Source organism: Frankia sp. CeD, from assembly GCF_000732115.1.
Lineage (GTDB): Bacteria > Actinomycetota > Actinomycetes > Frankiales > Frankiaceae > Frankia > Frankia casuarinae.
Map to the genome: position 1 here is coordinate 63,828 of NZ_JPGU01000001.1, position 23,769 is coordinate 87,596.

Here is a 23,769-nt window from a genome sequence, read left to right on the forward strand (position 1 = left end):
GCGCCGCGGGCTGGTCGGGCGCCGCGGGCTGGTCGGGCTGTCGATCGCTGCTCGGAGGCGTCTGGTGCCCTTCACTGGCGCGCGGCCGGTCCCTGAGAAGACCCCGGAGAACGTCGATTTCGCGGGCAAGTTTTTTGAGTTCGACCCGGTGATGTAGCGTGATCATCACGATACCGATGGTGCCGGCGACCAGTTGCAGGCCCAGATTCTCCGCGACGCTGGGCAGCTGCGCGAGCAACTGGTGGTGCAGATCCTTCGCACTGAAGCCGGTGCTGACCTCACCGACGATCACACCGTCGGCGTCGCGCAGCGGAGCCTTGCCGCGAGCGGACAGCCCCAGACTCCCGGACTCGAAACTGACAGTCTCCCGTCCGTGGAGGGCGTCCGAGGGGTCGGTGCTGACCGGTTTGCCGATGTTCTTCGGATCGGGATGGGAGCAGCGGATACCCCGGCTGTCGGTGACGACCACGAACTGCGCTTCTGTGAGTCGCCGGTCGTGTTCGGCGAGGGCCTGCACCTCCCCCTCGGGGTCCCTCGCGATGACCGCCCGGGCCACGCGCGGGTCGGATGCCACGGCACGCGAGATCGTAAGCGCTCGCTGCTGGGCCTGGTGGACAAGGTCGGAGTACAGCCTCAGTTCGGTCAGCCCACCCTCGATGCACAGCACGAGCAGTAGGGAGAGGAGACGCATAAGACACGCATAAGTACTGCCCCTAGTGGTGGATCGAGGTGGATGGCCTGGCATGCCGCAAGCGTAGGCCGACCGGCATGAGCGGCGCCTCGAGCGGCGAACCGGAAGGCACGACGCACATCGCCCGNTGGTGCCCGAAGATCCGTCCGCGCCGTCGTACGACGAGCTCGCGGCGCTGGTCGTTACACAGGCCACGGCGCTCGCCGAGGCGCTGGCGAGGCTGGCCGGGACCGAGGCCGCGCTGGAGCGGGCGAACAGGGAGATCGAGGCGCTGCGTGCCCAGACCGGGTCGGACTGGCGACATGTTAGCCGCCGAAAATGATCGACGATAGGCTACCCACTGCAATGTAATGGCAGCGTGGAACTCTCGACGGAAGAGATCGCGGAACTCCGAGGCATGATCAATGATCGCGACGTTCCTGCGAACGTTGCAACACGGGCGCGAATCGTTCCGTGGCATGCCGAGCATCGACCCAAGAGGAAATAGTCAGACTTGCCGGCGTCTCGCTGCCGACTGTAAACCTGTGGATCTCGCGGTACGGATCCGAGGGAAGCGCCGGGCTCCTTGACCGTTCACGCGCCGCACCGCGAGAGCAGATCCCCGCGAACATCCGCAGCCGTGTCCTCGCTCTCACACGCTCTACTCCACCGGTGGAGACGGGCCTGAGGCACTGGTCGTCCCGACAGATGGCGGAAGTACGTCACCCGCACCATCGGAGTCTCGGCCTCCTGGCACTTCGTCGCCACCGAGAAGCGAACCCACGACTATGTCCGCCATGGCACCACCAACCTGCTCGCGGCCCTCGATGTGGGCACGGGCAAGGTTTTCGGTGAATGCTACCCCACCCGCACGGGCGACGACTTCCTGAAGTTCATCAAGAAAGCCGTTGATCCTCACAGAGACAAAGAGATCCACATCATCCTCGACAATCTCTCCACACACACGACGCCCGACGCGATGAAGTGGCTCGAGGAGAACCCCAGAATCACGTTCCACTTCACTCCCAAAGGATCGTCGTGGATCAATCAGATCGAGAACTGGTTCGGTATCATCACCAAGCAGCCGATCCGGCGGGGCACCTTCAGCTCGGTCAAGGTGCTGATCAAACAGATCCGGGACTACATCGAGCACTGGAACTCCACTGCGGAGCCGTTCGTCTGGACCGCGACAGCCGGGGAGATTCTGGCCAAGGTCGAACTCGTCGAGACCAACATCAAGAAGTTGGTTGCCAACAACGGCTGACAAAGGAATCAGAATCATGCTCCGCCAGCTGTTACCTGCGGACGGATCCGGAACCCGTCCGCAGGCGGGCANGTCACCGCGGGGCAAGCCGGCCCAGCACCGGCGGAAGCTCGCCGGAATACACCACGGTCAGGAAACGGGTGGCCCGGGTCAGCGCGACGTAGAGGTCGGCAAGCCCCCGGGTCGGCCCGGCCAGCAGCGCGGCCGGTTCCACCAGCACCACCGCGTCGAACTCGAGACCCTTGCTCTCCGCCACGCTCAGCACCGCCACCGGCGCGTCGAGAGCATTGCCGACGGCGCTGGCGGGGTCGACGGAGTCCGCCGCGACCGCCAAATCCGGGAGGGCTGCCATGAGGGCGCCGCGCAACCCCGGGATGTCCTGCGGGCGGCAGATCACGGCGACCCGCCCGTCACCGACCTCGCTCGCGGCCCGGCTCGCCGCGTACACCACGGCGGCGACGAGGTCCCCGGGATGCGCCTGGGCGACGGTCCGCCTGTCCTCCAGCGGACCAGTCTCGAGCAGACCAGTCCCGAGCAGACCGACGAGGCCCGAGACTTCGTCGGCCGTCACGTCGCCCACGCGCACCGCCGTCGGGGCACAGCCCACCGAACGCACCGAGAGGGGAACGGAGACCGTCGGGTCCTGCGCCCGCAGGACGTCGGCGGCGACATCCATGATCTCCTGAGGTGTGCGGTAGTTGACGCTGAGCCGCTCGACCGTGAACCGGTCGCCGACCGCGGGCCCCAGCAGCTCCCCCCAGGACGCCGGCGCGCCCGGCCGGGCGGTCTGGGCCAGGTCACCGACGAGGGTCGCCGTGCGTCCCGGGCAGCGCCGCCACAGCAGCCGCCACAACATCGGCGAGACCTCCTGGGCCTCGTCGACGATCAGGTGACCGAAGGTCCAGGTACGGTCCTCGCGGGCATGGTCGGCGGCACTGCGCCGCGCCCGCGGCCCGCTCCACCGCTCGGCGAGCGCCTCGGCGTCGACCTGCCCCTCGAGTCCGAGCATGTCCACCACGCCCCGGGCGTACTCGCGCTCCTCCTCGCGTTCCCGCTCGGCACGGCGGGCGGTCTCGCGGCCGGTCTCCTCGTCCGGGTCGCCGAGCAGCTCGGCGGCCTCGTCGAGCAGCGGCACATCGGCCGGAGTCCACGCCCGATCGGCCCGATCGACGGCCGCTGTACCCGCCGTACCCGCGCCGTCGCGCTGCACCGGGATCCGGGCGGACGCCGCGGCCGTCCGCCGGTCCTCGAGCAGGGATCGTTCCGCCGGGGTGAGCCGGCTACCCGCCGCGCGCGCCAGGGCCGCCGGATCGGCGAAGAGCTCCCCGAGGAGCCGCTGGGGGGTCAGCAGCGGCCAGAGGCCGTCGAGCGCCGTACGGACCCCCTCCTCCGACCACAGGTCCCGGGTGATCTGGCCACGTTCGTCGGCGTCGAGCAGCCCGCCCGGGATCTGGTTCACCACCTGGGTGGTCAGCTCAGCCAACAGCTCGCGCAGGAAGATCCGACGGGCCGAGTTGTGCGGGCGGCGGCTGCGCCGCGCCCGGGTGCGGGCCCGCGCGACCGTGTCGCGACCGAGGCGCAGCATGCGATCGTCGTAGGGGATGAGCACCTCTCGCCGCGGCAGCCGCTGCCGGTCCCTGACGGCGGCGGCGATGACCTCGACCATCCTCGGATCACCCTTGAGCGCCGCGGTCGCGACGTCCTCGACGCCGTGCGCGTCGACCCCGGGAAAGAGCCGTCCCGGCGTGGCGAAGATCACCCCGGTCTCCCCGAGGGAGGGCAGCACCTGGTCGATGTAGCGCAGGAACACCGGACTCGGCCCCACGACCAGCACGCCGGACTGGTCGAGCCGAGCCCGGTCGTTGTAGAGCAGATAGGCGGCACGGTGCAGCGCCACCGCGGTCTTACCGGTCCCCGGTCCGCCGTCGACAACGAGCACGCCGTTCGCCCGCGCCCGGATGATACGGTCCTGCTCGGCCTGCAGCGTGGCGATGATGTCGTGCATGCGCCCGGTCCTGGGCGCTGCCAGCGCCTCGAGCAGCATCGTGTCGCCGGACGCCGTCACCCCGCCGGACTTGCCCGTGGCCGTGCCGCTACCGGTGCCGGTGGCCATGTCGACCGGCAGGCTCAACGGGTCGTCGGCGATGCCGGTGACCTCCCGGCCCTTGGTCCGCAGATGACGCCGGCGCACCAGACCATGCGGATCGGCCAGCGTCGCCCGGTAGAAGGCGGTGGCCACCGGGGCCCGCCAGTCCACCAGGATCGGTTCCTGCCCGCTGTCGGACAGGCCGATCCGGCCGATGTACGTCCGGCGCCCGTCGGCGTAGTCCATCGCGCCGAAACACAGCCGCCCTTCGGCGGCGTCGAGGCGGGCGAGCCGGTCGGCGTGGGTCGCCGCGAACACGTCCCGTTCCACGAGTGATTGGGGGGTGCCCGTGCCACTTTCCAGCAGGACCCGGCGCAGCTGCCCACGGGTGATCTCGCGGACCTCGTCCAACCGGATGTACAGCGTGTCCAGGTACGCCTGTTCACGGGCGCGCTCGACGTCCTGCGTGGTCGGCACCGGCTCTCCCTCCCGGTCGCGGTCGGATTCTTGGATTGCGGCTTCCCGGGCTGCGAGCCAACGCCGTCAGGTGAGCCAGGAAGGGTAACAGCCCCTCCCCCGCAGATCTTCCGACCCGCCCGGTGACCCGGCTCTGGTGACCCCACCCTGGTAATGACATGTCCACGACAACGACGGCGTGTCCACGAACGACCACGGCGACCCCGGCGAGCCGGCCCGCGCCATCCGGCACGGCGGCCGGAATGCCGCATCATCGCTGTTCCAGGTTACGGATGTCCGGCGACGGGATACCCCGCAATGATCCACCTGGTGCGGGGTAGCGACCCACCTGATCCGAGGTAGCGAGCAGCCCGGGCGAAGGAGCCGTTTCCGGCGGTTCCTTCGCATCCACGGTGAACGGCATCCCGAGCTGGGGCGTCCACCGAGGTGATCAGACGCCCACCGAGGTGAGATGCTCCACCAGGGCGCTGTCGAAGGCCGGCAGATCGTCCGGCCTGCGGCTGCTGATCAGCGTGTTCGGCCCGGACCGGCAGATGACGACCTGCTCGTCCACGACCTCGGCCCCGGCGTTGCGCAGATCGGTGCGCAGGCTCGGCCAGCTCGTGATCCGCCGTCCGCGGACCACGTCCGCCTCGATCAGGGTCCACGGAGCGTGGCAGATCGACGCCACCGGGCGGCCGGCGTCGAAGAAGTACCGGACAAACTCGACAACACCCGGCTGCCACCGCAGCTCGTCCGGATTGGCGACTCCGCCGGGCAGCACCAGCGCGTCGAAGTCCGCGGGATCCGCCTCGGCGACCGTGATGTCGACCGGGAAGGTGTCCGCGGGGTTCAGGTGCCGGAACGCCTGCACCCTGCCTCCCTCCGTCGACACCAGCACCGGACTCAGGCCGGCCTGCTCGATGGCCTTCCACGGCTCGGTGAGTTCGACCTGCTCGACGCCCTCCGGCGCCACCAGAAACGCGATCTTGCGTTGAATCCTGTCGTCGTGCGTCGTCATCGACACGTCCTCCTACCTGACTCCTGCCTGCCTATCTGACTCCTGCCTGCCTGCTGCCTCGCCGGTTGGGGTCGGGACCGGACTGGCGTCAGGGCCTGCTCGCCGCCTCCCGCAGGTCGGTGACGTCGTGCTCGAGACGCGCCCGCACCAGCGCGGCGACCAGCCGCGGGAAGTCCTGCCGGCCAACCAGCGCGGCGAGCCTCGCCGGGTCGGTCGGCAGCCCGAGCGCTCCGGCCGTTCTCCGGGTGCGTTCGTCGAGGTAGGGCACCAGCTCGTCCCATCCGGCCTGCGCCTCGCGCAGGAAGATGTCGGCACCGACCGGCCCGATCCCCTTTATCTTCTGTAGCAGCTCTCGCTCCCGGTCCGGGGAGTGCTCGGCGGCATCCCGCAGCCGGCGGACATCACCGTCGTAGGTGTCCATCAGGGAACGGCAGGCCGCCTCCAACATCCGAGAGGTGCTCTCGTCGTAGCGCGCGTACCCGCTGCTGTTCAGCACCCGGGTACGGTCCTCCCAGGTCGCCTCGGCCATGGCGGCGGCGTCGGTCCAGCCGGCGTCCATCAGGGAACGGCAGGCGGCGACCGCGATCGACGTGCGGATCCGCGCGCTCGCGAGCAGGGCAAAGACGATCATCTTGAACATCGCCTCCGCGGTGTCAGCCGGCACGTCGGCGCCGATCTCGTCGGCGTAGGTCCGCCCATGCCGGGCGAGCAGTTCGGCGAGCACCGCTTCTGTGTCGGTTCCAGCCATGCAGTGGGACTNCCCGCGATNCCCGCCATCACTCCGCCCCGGCCATGCCGCCCCGGCGGGGCGGTACCCACCCACCACGTCCGCGGCGGTGTCTCGGGCCCGCTACCCGACGCCTCGCTACCCGACGCCCGACTTCCGCCTGCCGGCCGTTGGTCCACCCCCGGCTGTTCCCCTCGGCACATGCCCTCTACCCGGTCGGGAGGGCAGGCTGGGGGTAGACACTTGAGAGAAGGGAGGCTGAGATGTCCACCAAAGCAGCACGGTCCGCGCTGGTTCCCCTGACTCCCGACCTGGCTCGGGAGGTGGTCGCCGCATCCGCCGCAGCGCCGTCCATCCATAACACGCAGCCGTGGCGCTGGCGCCTGGAGGCAGGCCGGCTCACCCTTCTCGCCGACAGCACCCGCCAGCTCAAGGTCGCCGATCCCGAGGGCCGGCAGATGCTGTTGAGCTGCGGAGCGGCGCTGTTCAACGCCCGGCTGGCGCTGCGGGCCCGCGGCGAGGTCCCCGTGGTGGAGCCGCTACCCGACGGCGTTGACGACTTCCGCTCCGCTCCGCTCGCCACCATCTCGGTGATCGGCCATCAGCCTGCCGAGGACGACGAGCGGGCGTTGGCCGATGCCATCCCGCGGCGGCACACCGATCGCCGGCCGTTCGACGACCAGCCGTTGCCGACCGAGGTAATCAGCCGCCTGCGTGCCGCGGCCGAGGCGGAGGGCTGCTGGCTTACCGCGCCGATCGACCCGGAGCTGCGCGTCCAGGTCAGCGTCCTGCTGTCCCGGGCGGACTGGATCGAGGCGCACAACGCGGCCTACCGGGAGGAACTGGCCTCGTGGAGTCGAACGGGGTCCACGTCGGCCGACGGCATCCCGCGCAGCGCAGTCGTCCACACCGACGCCCCGCGCCAGTCCGAGTTTCCGATGCGGGACCTCGACGTGGTCGGCGAGGCGGGGACCGTGCTGGACGAGACGGATGTGGAACGGCCCGGCATCCTGATCATCGGCACCGATACGGACACGACCGCCGACCGGCTGCGCGCCGGGCAGGCGATGCAACGTGTGCTGCTCACCGCCACCTTGCTCGGTCTCGCCTCGTCGCCGATGTCGCAGGCGATCGACGTCGAGGGCATGCGGGAGCAGTTCCGCGGCACCACCAGCGGTCTCGGGCACGTCCAGATGATCCTGCGGGCCGGCTATCCCGAGCCGGGTGCGCAACCGCTCGGCCCCACTCCCCGCCGGGACGTTGACGAGGTCCTGGAGGTCGTCGGGTCGAATGATCGGGCGTAGCACCGTTCGGCTCCGTTCGAGACCGACCGTGCACGGCTGACCACCCATGGCCGGCCGTGCGCGGTCAGCCGTTCACGTTCAGCCGTTCACGTTCAGCCGTTCAGCGTCCCTTCCTGACACATTTGGCGAAGGCCGCACAGATACGGGGTTGCGTGGGCCGCCAGCCGCTTTGATCGGGACCAGACCGGGTCGCCGGTGGACCGACCGGCAATCGGAGATGCCGCGAGGTCCGCGACGGCTCGGCCGTGACTCGGGGAGTCTCCCGGGGACGCGACGCGGCGTTCCCGGGAGACTCCCCCGCCCGGACCTTGGCCAGCCCCGGTCGGCCCCGGTCAGATCCCGACCGTACCCTGGTCGGCCCCCGGCCGACGAGGNGGCAGGACGTGACCGGAGGACGGAAGCCACGCGGGTGCCGAATGCCTGTCGCTGCATTGACATCGAGGTGGCGGGGGCTATCGGGGCCCCGACGGCCCGGTGCCCGGTCACTCTCGCCTAAGATTTTCCCAGCGGTTGACCGTAATGGTTGATCGGGAAATTCCATGATGGATCAAGAGTCGGTGCGCGTCCACCGGCGGGCCCGCGACCTGCGCGGCGTTCCCGGGCGAGGCCGCGGTCGGCACGCGGCGGGNGGGGGNACAGGTCGATGATGTCATCGGATGCGGGTGTGGCGGCACGATCCGCCCCCCTTGGCCCGGACGACCCCCACGAGCTCGGCTCGTACACGCTGCTGGGCAAACTCGGCCAGGGNGGAATGGGCATGGTCTATCTGGGCCGCTCCGGGAAGGGCCGGCTCGTCGCCATCAAGGTGATCCGGAACGAGGCCGTCGGAAACCCCGAGTTCCGAGCCCGGTTCCGGCTGGAGGCCGAGACCGCCCGGCGAGTCGCCCGGGTCTGCACCGCCGAGGTGCTCGACGCCGATCCGGACGCCGAGTGGCCCTACCTGGTCACCGAGTTCATCGAGGGCGAGACCCTCGCCCGGTACGTCCAGCGCAACGGCCCGCTCGCCGATGCCAACCTCGAACAACTCGCGGTCGGCGTGGCCGCGGCGCTCACCGCCATCCACAGCGCCGGGATCGTGCACCGCGACCTCAAGCCCGCGAACGTCATCCTCTCACCGTTCGGCCCTCGNGTGATCGACTTCGGTATCGCCCGGGCAGTGGACGCCGGCAGCAACCTCACCGGCGATCTCCAGCAGCTCGGGACGCCGGCGTTCATGTCCCCGGAGCAGATCGAGAGCCGGCCGATCACCTCGGCGGTCGACATCTGGGCATGGGGTGGCCTCGTCGCCTTCGCCGCCACCGGGCACTACCCCTTCGGTGAGGCCTCGGCGCAGGTGCTGCTCTACCGCGCCCTACACGAGGAACCGCAACTCGACGACGTCGACCCGGCGCTGCGCCCGATCGTCTGGCACGCGATGCGCAAGGACCCGAGTACCCGCCCGAGCGCCCAGCAGCTCATGCTGCGCCTGCTCGGCGACCCGTCGGGCACCGGCCCGGACGCCGCCGCCGCCGTCAACCCGCAGGACGTCACGAACGTCCTGCAGGGCTGGAAGCTGCCGGTGCCCGGCCCAGGCGCCCCGGCCACAGGCACCCCTGCCACAGGCAGCACCGGGCCCCACGGGGCCGGATTCCCCGCGCCGGCAGCGGCCCCCGTCAGCAGCGGTTACACCGTCGACCAGGACGCCCCGACCCGGCTACCCGCCAGCGCCGGGGGTCCCGGGGGTCCCGGGGGCGGTGGAGCCGATGGCCCCGGCCGGCAGGGCGGCACGGGCAGGAGCAGGAACCGCACCCCGCTGCTCGTCGGTGGAGGTGTCGTGGTCGTCGGCGCGATCCTCGCGGGAGTATTCGCCCTCAGCGCGGGTGGTGACGGCGGCTCCGGGACCGACGCGGCCAATCCGGCCACCGTCTCCGGGGCTCCGGCCACATCGACCCAATCGGCCCAATCGGCGGCCTTCACGCTGCCCAGGGCGGCCCAGCCGCTTGGCAAGGACACCCTCGTCTACGCGTCCAACCGCAACGGCAACTACGACCTGTTCACCGGGCAGGTCACGGACAACGGGCCGCTCGCGAACGACAAGCCGATCGTCACCGGTCCGGACCAGGAGATGCTGCCCGCGATCAGCAGCGATCGCAAGACGATCGTCTACTTCAAGAAGGGCAGCCCGAATACGCTGCAGGCGATCGCCGCCGATGGCTCCGGGAAACCGGTACAGCTGTTCACCTTGGGCCCGGCCGCCAAGCTGACGATCGCGGACGACGCCCGGCCCTCGCTCTCCCCCGACGGCGGCTTCCTGGTCATCCGTTCCACCACGGATCAGACCGGAACGCTGAACCCCGGCCTGTATGTGGTGAAACTGGACGGCTCGAGCGTGCGACGGCTCAACGCGAAGCCACAGGCGACCGACCCCGCCTGGTCGCCGGATGGCGAGCGGATCGCCTACTGGTCGAACAGTACCGGTGGCAACCGCGGCTTCATCGTGGTGATCCCGACCCAACCGGATGCCCAGCCGACCCCGATCACGCAGGATCAGGGTAACGGGGACTCGGACCCGGTCTGGTCCCCGGACAGCAGAAAGATCGCTTTCACCCGAGCGAAGAACGGCGATCTGGAGATCTTCGAGATGAACTCGGACGGCACCGACGCCCGGCAGCTCACCCGGGTGCGCGGGGACGACCAGGACCCGGCCTACGCGCCGGACGGTCGCATCGCCTTCAGCGGGCAGCGCAATCCCACGAACCCCGATGACCGGCAGCTCTACGTTCTGAATCCGGACGATCTGAACGATGGTGACCGCAAGCTCACCACTACCGGCGGGTTCAACGGCCACGCCCGTTGGAACGCCGGCTGAGCTCCTTGCCCATCCAGCGGGATACATCAGGCACAAAAGCCTCTGGACAGGCAAGGAAGCCGGCGAGAGGAGTCGGTTATGCACAGATCGCGGACGAGCCCGGCAGGATACTCGAACCGTGATCGACGCTGGGGACGTGACCCAGTCCCATGAGAAGGCCGTCGCACTCGCCCGCAGGCAGGCAGGCAGGCAGGCATGCATGCATGCATGCATGCAGGCATGATCACCCGTCGGCATGCCCGGCAGCTCGGGATGTCGGACCAAGCGATCAACGTTCGTAGACGCAGGCACGGCTGGACCTCCCCGGTGCGGGGCACGTTGCCCGTGCCGCCCGTTCGGGACGAAACCCGAGCCCTGCCCGAGCGGCGCTGTCGATCGTGGCAGGGACGATCTGCGGACGTACCGCGGCCCGACTGCACGGCCTTCCCGCCCTCTCCCGCTGGCGGCCCGACGAACCCGTCGATGTCGTGCTGCCCGGCGAAGGGGGACTTCGTCAGCGTCTGGCGCGATGTCACGACGGGAGCGGCGAGGACGACGAAAGTCGTCCGGATGGCACTTCTCCGAGCCCGCGCGGGTGGCCCTGCCGAAGTGTGAATCCCCGCCGGCCGGCCCGGGAACCCGGGACGGACGCCCGAGGCTCCCGGCTTCCTTGCCTGTCCAGAGGCTTTTGTGCCTGATTTATACCTCTGGATAGGCAAGGGGCCTAGCGGGGTGGGCCGCTGACCGGTGCGGCGGCGGCGCGTTTGACGGTCTTCGGGTCCATCCGGCGAATCAGGAGGGAGGTGATGATCACGAGGAAGACGCCGACGACGAGACCGGCGACGATGTCGGTGAGGTACGCCGAAGCGCTGTGGTCGAAGAAGGGGTCGTCAACGACCTTCGGGTTCACCGGCTTCTGGTTGTCCGGCCGCAGCACGCCGGCCAGGGTGATGCGGTTCAGGTCACCGACCGAGGCCATCGACGCGAAGCCCCAGCGGGCCGGCGCGATGTAGCTGATCTGCTCCAGACCGGGCGTGCCCTTCACCGGCACGATGCCACCGCTGAAGATGAGCTGGGCCATGGTGATCAACACCAGGAGCGGCATGGTCTTGTCCGCGTTGTCGACCATCGCCGAGATCACCAGCCCGAGCATGGCCGACGCAAGCGAGACCACGATCACGGCGATGAGCAGTTCGAGCAGGGCGTTCCCGAGCACGACGCCCCTGTCCGGCGTTCGCCCGGCAAGACCGATCAACGTGAACGGGATCGCCTGGGCGACAGTGANCACGATAAGAACGAGGATCTTCGAACCGACATACGCGGTCCGGGACAGACCGATGGCTCTCTCTCTTCGATAGATCGCCCGTTCCTTGACGATCTCTCTGACCGAGTTCGCCATGCCCATGAAACAGGCACAGAGAACCATGATCAAAAGAACTGTCGGGGCATCCGAGTTCGGCGAGAACTGTTTGGCCTGTTCGGCCGTGANATNAAAGTTCCCGCCGATGGCCCTGGGTATCAGCCCGAGCAGGAACGGGAAAGCGATGATGAGCCGCAGGTATGACTTATCGGATGCGACGACCGCCATTGTTCGTCGGCTCAGCGTCACGAGCTGCGAGATCACCGACTGCTGCCGCAGGGACGGCAGCTCCTCGGGAGCCGGCCGGGCCGACGGAGCGGTGATCGAGGCGGGCACGTAGTAGCGCGAGTTGCGGAACTTGGCTGCCGACTCGGCCCCGGGCGTCGCCTCCAGGGTGAGGAAGACGTCCGGGTAGTCCCGCTTACCGAAGAAGGGCAGCGCGTCCTGCGGCGGACCGAAGTAGGCCACATAGCCGCCGGGAGCGAGGACGAGGATGTAGTCGCACAGATCGAGTTGGGCGACGCTGTGGGTGACCACGATGACCGTCCGGCCGTCGTCCGCGAGCTTGCGCAGCGACTCCATGACGTTCTTGTCCATGCCCGGGTCGAGGCCGGAGGTCGGCTCGTCGAGGTAGAGCAGGGTCGGCCGGGTCAGCAGCTCCAAGGCCACCGAGGTCCGCTTGCGCTGGCCGCCGGACAGCCGGGAGACCTGGGTGTTGGCGTGCTGGGTGAGGCCCAGCTCGGCGAGCACCTCATCGACCCGGGTGCGCCGCTCCGCCTTCGTGACGTCCGGCGGGAAGCGCAGCTCGGCGCCGAACTCGAGCGCCTTGCGGACGGTGAGCGAGGTGTGCAGCAGGTCCTCCTGCGGCACGTAGCCGATCCGGCGCCGCAGTTCGTCGTACTCGGAGTAGAGGTCCCGGCCGGCGTAGCGCACGGTGCCCTTGTCCGCGGGGCGGAAGCCGGTGAGCGCGTTGAGCAGCGTCGACTTGCCCGCCCCGGACGGCCCGACGACGCCCAGCAGCGCCCGGCCGGGCAGCTTGAACGTCATGTCGTGCATGAGCTGCTTCTGACCGGCCCAGACGTTCAGGGCGTCGGCCTCGAAGCTGACGTCACCGGAGTCGATGTACTCGACGAGTTGGTCGCCCTCAAGCTGGAAGACGTGGTGACCGACGGCGATGACGTCGCCCTGGCCGACGGACGCCCGGTTGATCCGACGACCGTTGACGAACACGCCGTTGGCGGAGTCGAGGTCGGCGATCTGCAGGCCGGACCGGCCGATGTAGAGCTCGGCGTGCCGGCGGGAGGCGAGCAGGTCGGTAATGACGATGTCATTGTCGCGGGCACGGCCGATCGACATCGTGCCCGGGCGCAGCCGATAGGTGGTTCGCCGCTCGTGCTCCTGCTCGAGGCTGGTGACGCCACTCACCCGTTCGCCCTGGTCCTGGTCGTCGTAGTCGTGCCCGCGCTGGGACGGATCGGTCGGCCCCTGATGCGAGGTCCCGCGCCCACCTCGCGAGGAGCCCGTGGGCCGTGGCGGAGAGTAACCGGCGGCATTGGGCAGCATCGTCTGCATGTCGTAACCGGGGTCGTACTCCGGCTCGTCCAGCGGCCTGCGGCCTTCCGGCACCTGGGGATGGATGACGACCTCGGGCCCGGTCGGAGTGCCGAGACGAAGCCGCACCTCACCGTGCACCGGGACGGTCTCGGGCATGCGCTGCCCGTCGATCCAGGTGCCGTTGGAACTGATGTCCCGAACAACCCACCCGCTGCCGGTCTGCTCAAGGAGGAGATGGCGACGGGAGACCCGGCTGTCCGCTATGACGTAGTCGGCGGTCCGGGCACGGCCGACGATGAACTGCGCCTCGGCCGGCACGGTGGCCGCACCGGCCTCGGTGACGACTCTCAGGAAGGTCGTCTGCACGTGTTTCCCCCTTCGCGACGGGACGCTGGCCGGGATGTCCCGCCGAACTCCACCTTGTCACTACGTTGTGCGGTGTCACTACGTTGTGCGGTTTTACCAGGTACTGCGGTGCCACCATGGCGTGCCGGGTCACCACGTCGCGCGGCCACTCGGGCCGCCCGATCACGCCGGATGCCCGATCGTAGCGTCGAGGGATGACCTTGATCCACCCCGGGTGACGATTTACCACCAGCTGAACGGCGATCGTTGCCGTCGCGTCGACTTCCGGGCATCTCTCGGGTTCCTGCCGCCTCATGATCGGTCGATTTACCGGTTGCCCTGCTCGAAACCTTCCGGGCTGCGTCACCCTGGGTGATCAGATCGTCTCGGTGACCGTGCCGCGAAAGCNCGGTGACCGTGCCCCGGAAGTGACGACGATGACGCATGTCCCCCGTCCGGCACCCTATGAGAATGACGGCCGACGGTCCCCGACAGTGGCATCTGTCGCCGATCCGACCAGCGACCGCAGGCCTCGGCGGCACCCGGGACGCACGCCACGAAAGCGGACGATCAGCCAACGGACGACCACCAGAAATCGGCTGATGAAACGCCGGGAGGTGCCGCGCGTCGAACGATCGTCGACAGGTCGACGCACTCCGGGAAGGACGTAGTCCGGGAAGAGAGGGGCCACGGGCGGCCTCGACCGGATCCGATCCGGGCCCCGGCCGGGGGGAGTGCGGTCGGTACGGCTCGACCACCGCGCGCGAGGCATTCCGGACCGGCACAACTGTGGCGGAAATCATGTCAGGGCTCAGGGTCGCCACTCAGGACTCAGGACGCCGGGAGCACCACGTCCTCGGCAGTTGCNGTGAGTGAGAGACCGGTCGCGTTCGTGGATGCCTCGACGATGCGGAGGTTGAATGGCAGACCGGAGATCGGGATCGGGATGGACGGCAGGAGTTCTCCGGGGACGCTGAATCCGAGGTTCACAGCTCCGGTGAGCTTCACCTCGCTCGGCACCAGGGTGAGCATGTTGTTCCGGACCTCGAACGTCGTGATCCCACCGACCTGCTGGGTACCCAGCACCGGCACGTTGACGGTGCCAGTCACCTCGATCTTCTTTCCTCCGTCGACCGGCTCCACCTGCACCTGCTGCCCGGCGANGTAGGCGTTGAGGTCGTTGTAGGTCATGCCCACAGTGGCCCGCACGCGATCGACGGGCACCTGTCCGACATTGTCGGTGATGGCATCACCGAGCGGTACGTGTACACCCTTCAGATTGGCCTTCACCGACGAGATCTTCGGGCCCGGCGTCGGGATGCCCTCGATCTCTACTCCGATGTTGGTGAACTTTCCGAACAGGACCTGGGTAAGGAACGGGAATCCGCCGATGCTCACGCTCTTGACCGTCGGGACAGGATCACCCGGCTTGATGTTCTCGGCTACGCCGGCCTCGACCTGCTTGCGCATCTGATCCTTGGCTATCACCACGCTAACCCGGTCGCCCACGACGAACAGGACGATCAGGGCGACCAGCGCGATGAGCAGTTTCCGGCGCCGGCGACGCGGCTTGGCGGGCACGGCGGGCGTGCCGCCGCTTGGCGCCCCGGCGAATCCCTCCGGGCCTTTNCCNCCCCCGCCGACGGCGCCGGGCAGCCGATCGTGGGGTCCGCCGCCCTCGCGGGCGGTGATGTTCCCCATCCCCATGGTCCCGGGCGTCGCGCCCAGGACCGTGGTGCCGTCGTAGCCACCCTGAGCGCCGGAGCCGGCCCACGGCTCATAACCGGCCGGCGGCTCATAACCGGCAGGCCGGTCGCCCCTCCGGGTCGGCGCGACCGGCCGCGCCGGCCGGAACGAGTCCGCGGGCGGCGGTGGTCCCACCGGGGCGCCCGGACGGGCCGGCCTGTTCTGGTTCGCGGGCCGCGTCCCATCACCGTCCGGAGGCATCCCATGGGTGCTGTCCGTAGGCTGCTGCCCGTCACCGTCACGTCCGTCGTTCACCGGTCCATCTCCTGCCATGCTGCGCCGGAGCACGCCGTCGCCCTGTCGATGTCCGCCTGGCGGTTGTCCTGTGCCTGGCCCTGCCGGATCGTCGCATGCTCCGTGCTTTCCGCACGGCCGCGGGTCCGATCTATCCGTGCGACATCGGTGTCGGATTACCGACTTGACCGACCAGACCGGGCAAACCAGATACCATCGGTCGCCGCCCGGAGCATGATCCGCCAGCCGCCAGCCGCCGCCAGCCGCCACCAGCTCACACCTCCAGCGGGAGCTGCGCCACCGGAGTGGCCCGTCTGGCCGGTGCGAGCCGGAAAACGTCGCCCCGCGGGGCGGCGAACGCCTGCCAGAAGTGGTCCGCGACCACCCCCGGACGTAGCGGGCCCGCGGCGTCCACCCTGCCGTCGAGAACCACCGTGCGCAGCCGGACACCCCGCGCGGCCAGCATCGGCCGTACCGCATCGGCGAGGGCGGCGAGGCCTGCCTTGCCGATCGCCAGCGCGAACCGGCCGGCCACCGGCTCGGTGCGCGATCCGGCCGTGGTCAACAGGATGGTCGCGGCCGGCCGGTCCACGAGGAGGTCTGCCGCCACCTGCACCGCGGTGAGCGCGCCCGTGACGTTCACCGCAAGGGTCTGGTTCATCGTCTCGGCCTTCACCGTGAGGGCGCCGCCGCGGATGCTGAGCTTGGCGTTGTAGACGAGCACCGTCAGCCCCCCGACGTCGGCCGCCACCCGCTGGATGACCGTGGTGAGGGCCGGCTGGTCGGTGACGTCGGCGACGGCGCCGTGCACCGCCAGGCCGTCCTCGGCGAGCTCGTCCCTCACCCGGGTCAGCGTGTCGGCAGACCGGGAGACGACCCCCAGGGCGAACCCCTCCCGGCCGAACCGGCGCAACAGGTCGGAACCGAAGCTCGCCCCCGGTCCCACGACGACGAGGCCGCGGGTCGCCGGGGCGAACTCCGGGTCCCCAGCACGGTCCCCGGCATGGTCACGATCACGGTCGACGCCACCGCCCGGCCCGCCGGGGTGACCCGGAGCCGGCTCGCACGGTCCGGTGCTCATGGCCTCATCCTGACGGAGACGCTGTCCGGACATCCCGGGGATCGACGCTCCGCCCGGCCTGATCGGGCCGGGCGGAGCCGGTCGGCCGCTCCGAGCCGCCGCGCCCCCGGTCTTCAGGGGTGGGCCCGCTGCTCCCGGGCGGCCTCGACGGCTGCCCGGGCCCGCAGCGGCGCGCAACGGTGGTAGGCCCAGCCCAGGGCCGCACCGACGATGACCGCCGGGATCAGCAGGAAGAGCAGGACAACCACACAGGCGGCAATGGTCTCCACACCCTTGGTCTACCCGGGCTCCCCTCGGGTCGACCCGGGTCGACCCGGTGCGCCCGGTAGTGCCCTCAGGCGACGAGAACCCCGGGGTTGAGGATGCCGGCCGGGTCCAGCGTCCGTTTGACCGCCCGGAGCACCTCGACGCCGAGATCGCCGATCTCGGCGTCGAGCCAGGGCCGGTGCTCCGTTCCGACCGCGTGGTGGTGGGTGATCGTGCCGCCCGTGGCGACGACCGCGTCCGTGGCCGCGGCCTTGGCCGCCCGCCAGCTCCCGATCGGGTCGTCGCCCTCGCCGCAGACGACGGTGAAGTAGAGCGAAGCCCCCGTGGCGTACAGATGAGAAATGTGGCACANGACGACCGGTGCCAGGCCGGCGGCGGCCAGCGTCGTGGTAAGCGCGTCTCGGACGGCCGCGTACAGCCCGGGCAGCGCCGTCCAGAATCCCGCCGTTTCCAGGGTCTCGGCGAAGATGCCCTGGTCCAGCAGCGCGTCGCGCAGGTAGGGCGCCCGGAACCGACCCTGCTCCCAGTCCTGGCCGGCCGCCGCGCCGAGCCGCCTGGCGCCCCCGGCGAGCAGAACAGCGGCGACCGCCGCGGAACGCTGTTCCACCGCGCGATCGTCGCCTTCGTAGCCGGTCACCAGGTAGCAGCCGACGGCGCCGCCCCCGCGCTCGCCGCCCGACCGGGTCGGCNGCGCGAGCCCCGCGACGGTCTCCGTCTCGTCGGACAACCGGCATACCGTCGGCCGCAGGTCGCCGGCGGCGAGTGAACGCAGCAGCCGGGTGCCGGTCGCGAAGTCGGGCACCGACCAGGCCTCGTAGCCGCGCCGGGCCGGCAGCGGCCGGACCCTGACCACGACCTGGGTGATCACCCCGAAGGCGCCCTCGGAGCCGAGTAGCAGCTCCCGCAGGTCCGGTCCAGCAGCCGACGCCGGGGCGCGGCCGAGCTCCCAGCCACCCACCGGCGTGGCCACCCGCAGGCCGACGACCAGTTCGTCGAACCGGCCGTAGCCCCCGGACGCCTGGCCGCTGGACCTGGTCGCCGCGTAGCCACCGATGGTGGCGTACTCCCAGGACTGGGGGACGTGCCCGAGCGTGAGACCGTGCTCGGCCAGCAACGCCTCGGCCCGAGGGCCCCGCAGCCCGGCGCCGAGCTCCGCGGTGCCGGAGTCGGGATCCACCCGGCCGAGCCGGTCCAGCCGGGCGAGGTCGAGGGCGACGACGGCACGGTCGCCACGCTCGGGCGGCGCAAGGCCGCCGACGACCGAGGTACCGCCCCCGAACGGCACGACCACGAGGTGCTCTCTGGTCGCGACCCGCAGCACGCCGAGCACCTCGTCATGATCGGCGGGCCGGATGACCGCGTCGGGCGCGGCGGAGGCGTCCCCGGCCCGCAGGCGCAACAGATCGGTCGTCGAGCGGCCCCGGCAGTGCCGGATGCGCGCGACATCGTCCACCCGGACCTCGCCGTCCCCAACGACCGCCGCGAGCGCGGCCCGGGCCGGATCCGGCAGCCGCGACGCGGGCAGGCGTACCTCGGCGAGCGGGACGGGCGGGCGAGGACGGGCGGGAATGCCGAGCCGAGCCAGCAGCAGGCGGGTGGAATCGGGCAGTGGGTCATGCGCCTCGGCGGGGCCCCAGCCCCACCAGACGGATTCGGCCAGGACGATCTCACGGGCTTTCTCGTGGGCCTCGTCGGTGCTCGTCATCGGCGTGCGTACCGCCTGTCCGATCCGGTGGTGCCTCGGTAGAATCTCCTACGAGACAGTGTGACAGCCAACGTCACATTGTCACAAGGTCTCGTCCTACGATGACACATCCCGCGCGGCGGCGCCGCTCCCCGCGCCCGTGGCGACGGGCGGGAGGAAGGGCTGCCGGATGGCTCTCGCCGGCGAGGAGGCCGTCCTCGACGCGGCCAAGGCGTCCCTGCTGGCGGTCGGGGTCCGGCGGACCACCCTGACCGAGGTAGCGCGCCGCGCCGGAGTGAGCCGAATGACCCTCTATCGACGCTGGCCGGACCTGCGCTCGCTGGTCGGTGATGTGATGACGCGCGAGTGGACCCAGGTTGTGACGGCCGCGTCGGCCATGGCCCAGGCCGGGCCGGACGGCGGGCCTCCGGACGGCGGGCTGGTCGACGATCTCGTCGAGCACATCATCGCGACGGTGGAGGCGTTCCGCACCAACCCGCTCTATCTGCGGATCATCGAGACGGATCCCGAGCTGCTGATCCCGTACCTGATCGAGCGACGTGGCGCCACCCAACAGATGATCCTGGACCTGCTGACGAGCCAGTTCCGCACCGCCGAGGCGAACGGCGCCGTGCGGCCCGAGGACCCGTCGGCGCTGGCCCTCATGGTCCTGCTCGTCGTGCAGTCCTTCGTCCTGTCCGCCGAGGCCCTCGGCTGCGGTGTCCCCGCGGCGACCCGGACCGCCGAACTGCGCCGGCTCCTGCGCGGCTACCTCGCGCCGGAACCGGTCAAGGAGAGCATTGGGGGATCACCATGACGGTTCTGACGCTCCCGCCGACCACGGCGACCTCGTTGAACGCCGGGCGGCGGGAACGGGAGCTGGCCGCCGTCGCGGCTGGCGGCCCGGTGGACCTGCTGGTGATCGGCGGTGGGGTCACCGGGGCTGGGGTGGCCCTGGACGCCGCCTCCCGCGGCCTGTCCGTCGTCCTCGCCGAGGCGCACGATCTCGCCTTCGGCACGAGCCGATGGAGTTCCAAGCTCGTTCACGGCGGGCTGCGTTACCTGGCCACCGGAGATGTGGCGCTGGCGCGGGAGAGCGCCGTCGAGCGCGACATCCTGATGCGGCACACCGCGCCCCATCTCGTGCGGGCGCTGCCCATGCTCACCCCGCTGACCCCGGGAGTACCGCGGTCGAACGCCGCGCTGGTCCAGGCCGGGGTGTGGCTCGGCGACCTGCTGCGCCGCGGCGCGGGCACGCCCCGCGCGGTCCTGCCCGGCCCACGCCGGCTGACCGCCGTGGAGACGCTCGGGGTGGCTCCCGCGCTCCGGGAAGCCGGACTGCGCGGCGGGGTGCTGCACTGGGACGGCCGGCTCGTCGACGACGCCCGTCTCGTAGTCGCGCTGGCCCGGACCGCAGCCGGATTCGGCGCCCGGATCCTGACCCGGCTGCGGGTGACCGGCCTCGACGGCGGCGGCCTCGACGGCGGACCCCGCGGCCCGAGCCGGCACGGTTGTCGTGGGATCGAGGCGACCGCGGTGGACACCCTCACCGGTACCCGGATCACCCTGCGTGCGCGGACGGTGGTCAACGCCACCGGCGTGTGGGCGCCGGCCCTGGCTCCGGGGATCCGGCTGCGGCCGAGCCGCGGCACCCACCTCGTGCTGCGCTCCACCGTCCTGGCCGGGACCCGCGCGGCGCTGTCCCTGCCGATGCCGGGTGAACGGAACCGGTTCGCGCTGGTGCTGCCCCAGGACGACGGCCGCGTCTACGTCGGGTTGACCGACGTGCCGGTCGAGGAGGTCGTCGACGTCCCGGTGCCCGACGAGGACGAGATCGCGCAGCTGCTGGGCATCGTCTCGAACGTGCTGGCCACCCCCATCGACCCGGCGGACCGGCTGGGCGCCTTCGCCGGCCTGCGCCCACTGCTCGACACCGGCACCGACCACACCGGCACCGACCACACCGTCGTTCCCCACAGCGCCGCCNCCCGTACCAGCGCCGCCCGCACCGCCGATCTCTCCCGACGGCACCTGGTGCGGACCGACCCGGGCGGCCTGGTCACGGTGGTCGGCGGCAAACTGACGACCTATCGACGGATGGCCGCAGACGCGGTGGACGCCGCCGTCGCGGTGGGCGACCTCGACGCCGGCCCCTGCCGTACCCGGCGACTCGGCCTGGTCGGTGCGGCACCTCGATCGGTCCTCGCCACGGTGGCCGCGCCGCGCCGTCTGGTCGAGCGGTACGGGACGGAGGCACCGAGGGTGCTGGCCCTGGCCGACGGCGACCCCGACCTGCTGGCACCCGTCGCCGAGGGGACGCCGGTCACCGGCGCGGAGCTGCTGTTCGCGGTGCGGGACGAAGGCGCGCTCGACCCGGCGGACCTGCTGGATCGCCGGACGCGCATCGGGCTGGCTCCCGCCGACCGCCGGGCGGCCCTGGGCCCGGCCCGGCAGCTGTTCGACCATACGCTGACGCGCTAAGGACCAGCACCGCTGCGAGTGCTGCGGGATCGGGGGCGGTCAGGGCAATGCGTCGACGGTCAGCACCGCGATGCGCTCCAGATGCGCAGGGGTGTCACCAAAAGCAGGAATCTGGCGTTTGGCCCGCTTGTAAAAGAAGTGCGCGTCATGTTCCCAGGTGTAGCCGATCCCCCCGTGGTACTGGATCATCGCCGCGGTGGCGTCCCCGGCGGCCTGGTTGGCCTTGCTCTTCGCCACCGCGAGCGCCAGCTCCGCGTCGGGCAGGGCAGTGTCGAGCGCGTGCGCCGCGTACAGCACCGCATGCTCGGCCATCGTGACAGCGACATGCAGATCGGCGAGATGGTGCGCGAGCGCCTGGAACGAACCGACCGGCCGGCCGAACTGCACCCGATCGATGTCGTGGGCGACGGTCCGGGTCAGCGCGGCCCGCGCGACACCGACGAGGTCCGCGGCCGTGAGCAGGGCGCCACGACGGACCAGGTCCGCGGCGACCGCGGCGTCGGAGGCCGGCAGCCGGGTCGCGGCCGCGTCGGCCAGAGACAGCGAGGCCAGCCGGGTGGTGCCGTCGAAGCCGCGCTGGGTGGTGACCGTCACCCCCGGGCCACGCGGATCGAGCAGATAGAGCCCGACCCCGGCGGGGCCGACGGCGGCGACCACCACGAGCCCGGCGACCTCGAGATACTCGACGCCGGACGCGACACCGCCCAGCCGACCGCCCGCGGTCGCGCGGACCGCGATGCCGGTATGGTCGTATCCCCCGCCCGGGCCCCGCAGCGCCACGGTGGCCACCAGGTCACCGGCGGCGAGGGGGGCGAGCACCGCCGCCGCCTGGTCCGCCGAGCCGGCGAGCCGCACCGCCTCGCCCGCGAGCACGGTCGGCAGCCAGGGCCCCGGGATCACCCCCGCTCCGAACGCCCGCGCGATGATCTGTGCGTCGAGCAACCCGAGCCCGAGACCGTCGAACCGCGCGGGCACGCACACCGCGAGCCAGCCCTGTTCGCCGATCGCCTTCCACAGCTCGGGGGGGTGCCCGTCACCGTCGGGATCGGTGAAGACCGCGCGGACGGCGGTCAGATCGAAGCGGTCGGCCAGGAAGTCCCGGACGGTGGCGGCGAGCGCGCGCTGCTCGTCGGTGAGGGCGAAGAACACGGGCTCGGACCTCCGGAGGCGGGGCGAGGCGGGATCAGCGAGATGAACAGGCCCGGGCACAGGCACAGGCCCGAATCGCGACCATAATCATGATCCGCGTGGCAGGCCGAGGACCCGCTCCGCGACGATCGTGCGCTGTACCTGCGAGGATCCACCCCAGATGGTGACGGAGCGGGTCCAGAAGCTCTCCTGCCGCAGCGTCGTCAGATCGAGGTCCGCGGTGGGGTGGGTGAGCGCCACATCGGCGCCGAGCAGCGCATCAAAGGTCTCGAACAGGTCCTGGTACGTCTCCGACCACTGCAGTTTGGTGATCGACGACTCGGCCCCCAGGTCACGGCCCTGCTCTACCTGGGTGAGGACGTGCATCGAGTGGTAGCGCAGGCATTCGAGCTCGACCATGCGCCGGCCCAGCTCCTGGCGCAGCACCGGGTCGGTGTCGCGCCCGAGCGCCCGGGCGACCCGGACGATCTCGTCGTAGCTGCGCCGGAATCCGGTGTACTGGCTGATCCCGGACGCGCCGCGCTCGAACGACAGCAGAAGCATCGCCGTCGCCCAGCCGTTGCCGATCCCGCCCAGGCACTCCGACGCCGCCACCCGCACGTCGGTGAGGAAGACCTCGCCGAACTCGCTGACGCCGCTCATCTGCCGGATCGGCCGGACCTCCACCCCGGGAGCGTGCATGTCGATGAGCAGCAGCGAGATGCCGTGATGGCGCCGGCTGCCGGGCTCGGTCCGGACCAGGGTGAAGATCTTGTCTCCGCGGTTCGCGAACGTCGTCCAGACCTTCTGCCCGTTGACCACGTACTCGTCCCCGTCGAGTACCCCGGACGTACGCAGCGCCGCGAGGTCGGAGCCCGCGCCGGGTTCCGAGAAGCCCTGGCACCAGATCACCTCGTTGCGCAGCATCGGCCCGAGGATGTCGCGCTTCTGCTCGGGCGTCCCGACCGCCATCACCGTCGGCGCGAGGAAGGCCAGGCCCAGCGTGTTGACCGAGCGCGGCGCCCGGGCGAGCTGCGTCTCCTGGTCGTAGATGGCCCTCATCCCCGGGGTNCCNCCCCGGCCGCCGTACTCCACCGGCCAGTCGATCCCGGCGAAGCCCGCGAGCGCCTTGCGCCGCTCCCAGTCCCGCCGCAGGTCGAAGCCCTCGGCCTCCCCCACGCCGGCCCAGAACCCGGGCTCCGTCCAGGCTGCGGGGATGTTCTCGGCGAGCCAGGCCCGCAACTCGGCACGGAACCGTTCCTCGGCCGGCGGGTGGGTCAGGTCCATGCGTTGACCTCCATCTGGTGTTGACCTCCATCTGGTCGCCCATCTGGTCGCCTTACGCGGGATCCCGGGACGGTCGCACTCGCATCCCACCACGCCCCGGCCGGACGTTCACAGACGTTCATGGACGTTCAACGATCCCGCGCCCGGGCGCCGGACACCGGACACCGACAGCCGGCACGATGGGTGGCGAGCCGCCGGAGCGTCCCGGGCGATCACGACGACGGGACGCGAGGACGTTCGCAGGAGA

At 70.7% G+C, this 23,769-nt stretch carries 16 protein-coding genes and 2 pseudogenes; 7 read left to right on the forward strand and 11 right to left on the reverse strand.

The window, feature by feature from the left end; genetic code table 11:
• Positions 1-745 (reverse strand): annotated as a pseudogene (locus tag CED_RS21960) (hypothetical protein); the annotation flags it as partial.
• A gap of 76 nt (positions 746-821) precedes the next feature.
• Between CED_RS21960 and CED_RS00255 the strand changes: the two are divergent.
• The 3 genes and pseudogenes from CED_RS00255 (at position 822) to CED_RS24545 (ending at position 1,934) form a co-directional block, all read left to right on the forward strand.
• Entirely contained in the window at positions 822-1,013 is a 192-nt protein-coding gene (locus tag CED_RS00255) for a hypothetical protein (RefSeq protein WP_035908072.1), read from the forward strand.
• Between the two features lie 131 nt (positions 1,014-1,144).
• Positions 1,145-1,327: pseudogene (locus tag CED_RS25925) on the forward strand (helix-turn-helix domain-containing protein); the annotation flags it as partial.
• Positions 1,328-1,403: 76 nt separating this feature from the next.
• Positions 1,404-1,934 carry an IS630 family transposase gene (locus CED_RS24545; RefSeq protein ID WP_134351426.1) on the forward strand — a complete coding sequence of 177 codons (531 nt, stop codon included), beginning with the start codon at positions 1,404-1,406 and terminating at the stop codon, positions 1,932-1,934.
• Between the two features lie 73 nt (positions 1,935-2,007).
• Here CED_RS24545 and CED_RS00265 read toward each other — a convergent pair whose 3' ends face one another.
• The 3 genes from CED_RS00265 to CED_RS00275 form a co-directional block, all read right to left on the reverse strand.
• Positions 2,008-4,497 carry an ATP-binding domain-containing protein gene (locus CED_RS00265; RefSeq protein WP_011435404.1) on the reverse strand — a complete coding sequence of 830 codons (2,490 nt, stop codon included), beginning with the start codon at positions 4,495-4,497 and terminating at the stop codon, positions 2,008-2,010.
• 430 nt (positions 4,498-4,927) lie between these two features.
• Positions 4,928-5,497 carry a type 1 glutamine amidotransferase domain-containing protein gene (locus tag CED_RS00270; protein WP_011435403.1) on the reverse strand — a complete coding sequence of 190 codons (570 nt, stop codon included), beginning with the start codon at positions 5,495-5,497 and terminating at the stop codon, positions 4,928-4,930.
• 88 nt (positions 5,498-5,585) lie between these two features.
• Positions 5,586-6,245, reverse strand: coding sequence for a hypothetical protein (locus CED_RS00275; protein ID WP_011435402.1), 660 nt, complete (start codon positions 6,243-6,245; stop codon positions 5,586-5,588).
• A 242-nt stretch (positions 6,246-6,487) separates the two neighbouring features.
• Here CED_RS00275 and CED_RS00280 point away from each other — a divergent pair, with 242 nt between their 5' ends.
• Together CED_RS00280 and CED_RS00285 are read left to right on the forward strand one after the other, a co-directional pair.
• Positions 6,488-7,528, forward strand: coding sequence for a nitroreductase family protein (locus CED_RS00280; protein WP_011435401.1), 1,041 nt, complete (start codon positions 6,488-6,490; stop codon positions 7,526-7,528).
• Positions 7,529-8,171: 643 nt separating this feature from the next.
• Positions 8,172-10,376 (forward strand): protein kinase, encoded by a 2,205-nt coding sequence (locus CED_RS00285; RefSeq protein ID WP_011435400.1) that lies wholly within the window; start codon positions 8,172-8,174, stop codon positions 10,374-10,376.
• Positions 10,377-11,079: 703 nt separating this feature from the next.
• Here CED_RS00285 and CED_RS00290 read toward each other — a convergent pair.
• The 5 genes from CED_RS00290 to CED_RS00305 form a co-directional block, all read right to left on the reverse strand.
• On the reverse strand, positions 11,080-13,635 hold the full coding sequence (locus CED_RS00290; protein ID WP_035908086.1) for an ATP-binding cassette domain-containing protein: 2,556 nt from the start codon (positions 13,633-13,635) through the stop codon (positions 11,080-11,082).
• Positions 13,636-14,445: 810 nt separating this feature from the next.
• Positions 14,446-15,615 (reverse strand): DUF2993 domain-containing protein, encoded by a 1,170-nt coding sequence (locus CED_RS00295; protein ID WP_035908087.1) that lies wholly within the window; start codon positions 15,613-15,615, stop codon positions 14,446-14,448.
• A 253-nt stretch (positions 15,616-15,868) separates the two neighbouring features.
• Positions 15,869-16,675 carry an SDR family oxidoreductase gene (locus tag CED_RS00300; RefSeq protein WP_035908259.1) on the reverse strand — a complete coding sequence of 269 codons (807 nt, stop codon included), beginning with the start codon at positions 16,673-16,675 and terminating at the stop codon, positions 15,869-15,871.
• A gap of 113 nt (positions 16,676-16,788) precedes the next feature.
• Positions 16,789-16,944 (reverse strand): hypothetical protein, encoded by a 156-nt coding sequence (locus tag CED_RS24550; RefSeq protein ID WP_023841015.1) that lies wholly within the window; start codon positions 16,942-16,944, stop codon positions 16,789-16,791.
• A 65-nt stretch (positions 16,945-17,009) separates the two neighbouring features.
• The gene (locus CED_RS00305) at positions 17,010-18,647 is read right to left on the reverse strand and encodes an FAD-binding oxidoreductase (RefSeq protein ID WP_035908088.1); all 1,638 of its coding nucleotides are present in this window, start codon (positions 18,645-18,647) and stop codon (positions 17,010-17,012) included.
• 169 nt (positions 18,648-18,816) lie between these two features.
• On the opposite strand from CED_RS00305, the gene CED_RS00310 reads away from it, so the two are divergent.
• Entirely contained in the window at positions 18,817-19,443 is a 627-nt protein-coding gene (locus CED_RS00310) for a TetR/AcrR family transcriptional regulator (RefSeq protein ID WP_011435394.1), read from the forward strand.
• A complete protein-coding gene (locus CED_RS00315) occupies positions 19,440-21,107 on the forward strand; it encodes a glycerol-3-phosphate dehydrogenase/oxidase (protein WP_035908089.1) in 1,668 nt (555 codons plus the stop codon). The genes CED_RS00310 and CED_RS00315 overlap by 4 nt, the downstream gene beginning before the upstream one ends.
• 39 nt (positions 21,108-21,146) lie before the next feature.
• Here the strand turns inward: CED_RS00315 and CED_RS00320 are convergent, their stop codons facing one another.
• Both CED_RS00320 and CED_RS00325 read right to left on the reverse strand, forming a co-directional pair.
• Positions 21,147-22,256: an acyl-CoA dehydrogenase family protein gene (locus CED_RS00320; protein ID WP_011435392.1), complete on the reverse strand. Its 1,110-nt coding sequence runs from the start codon at positions 22,254-22,256 to the stop codon at positions 21,147-21,149.
• Positions 22,257-22,343: 87 nt separating this feature from the next.
• A complete protein-coding gene (locus CED_RS00325) occupies positions 22,344-23,522 on the reverse strand; it encodes an acyl-CoA dehydrogenase family protein (protein ID WP_011435391.1) in 1,179 nt (392 codons plus the stop codon).
• Positions 23,523-23,769 lie beyond the last annotated feature (247 nt).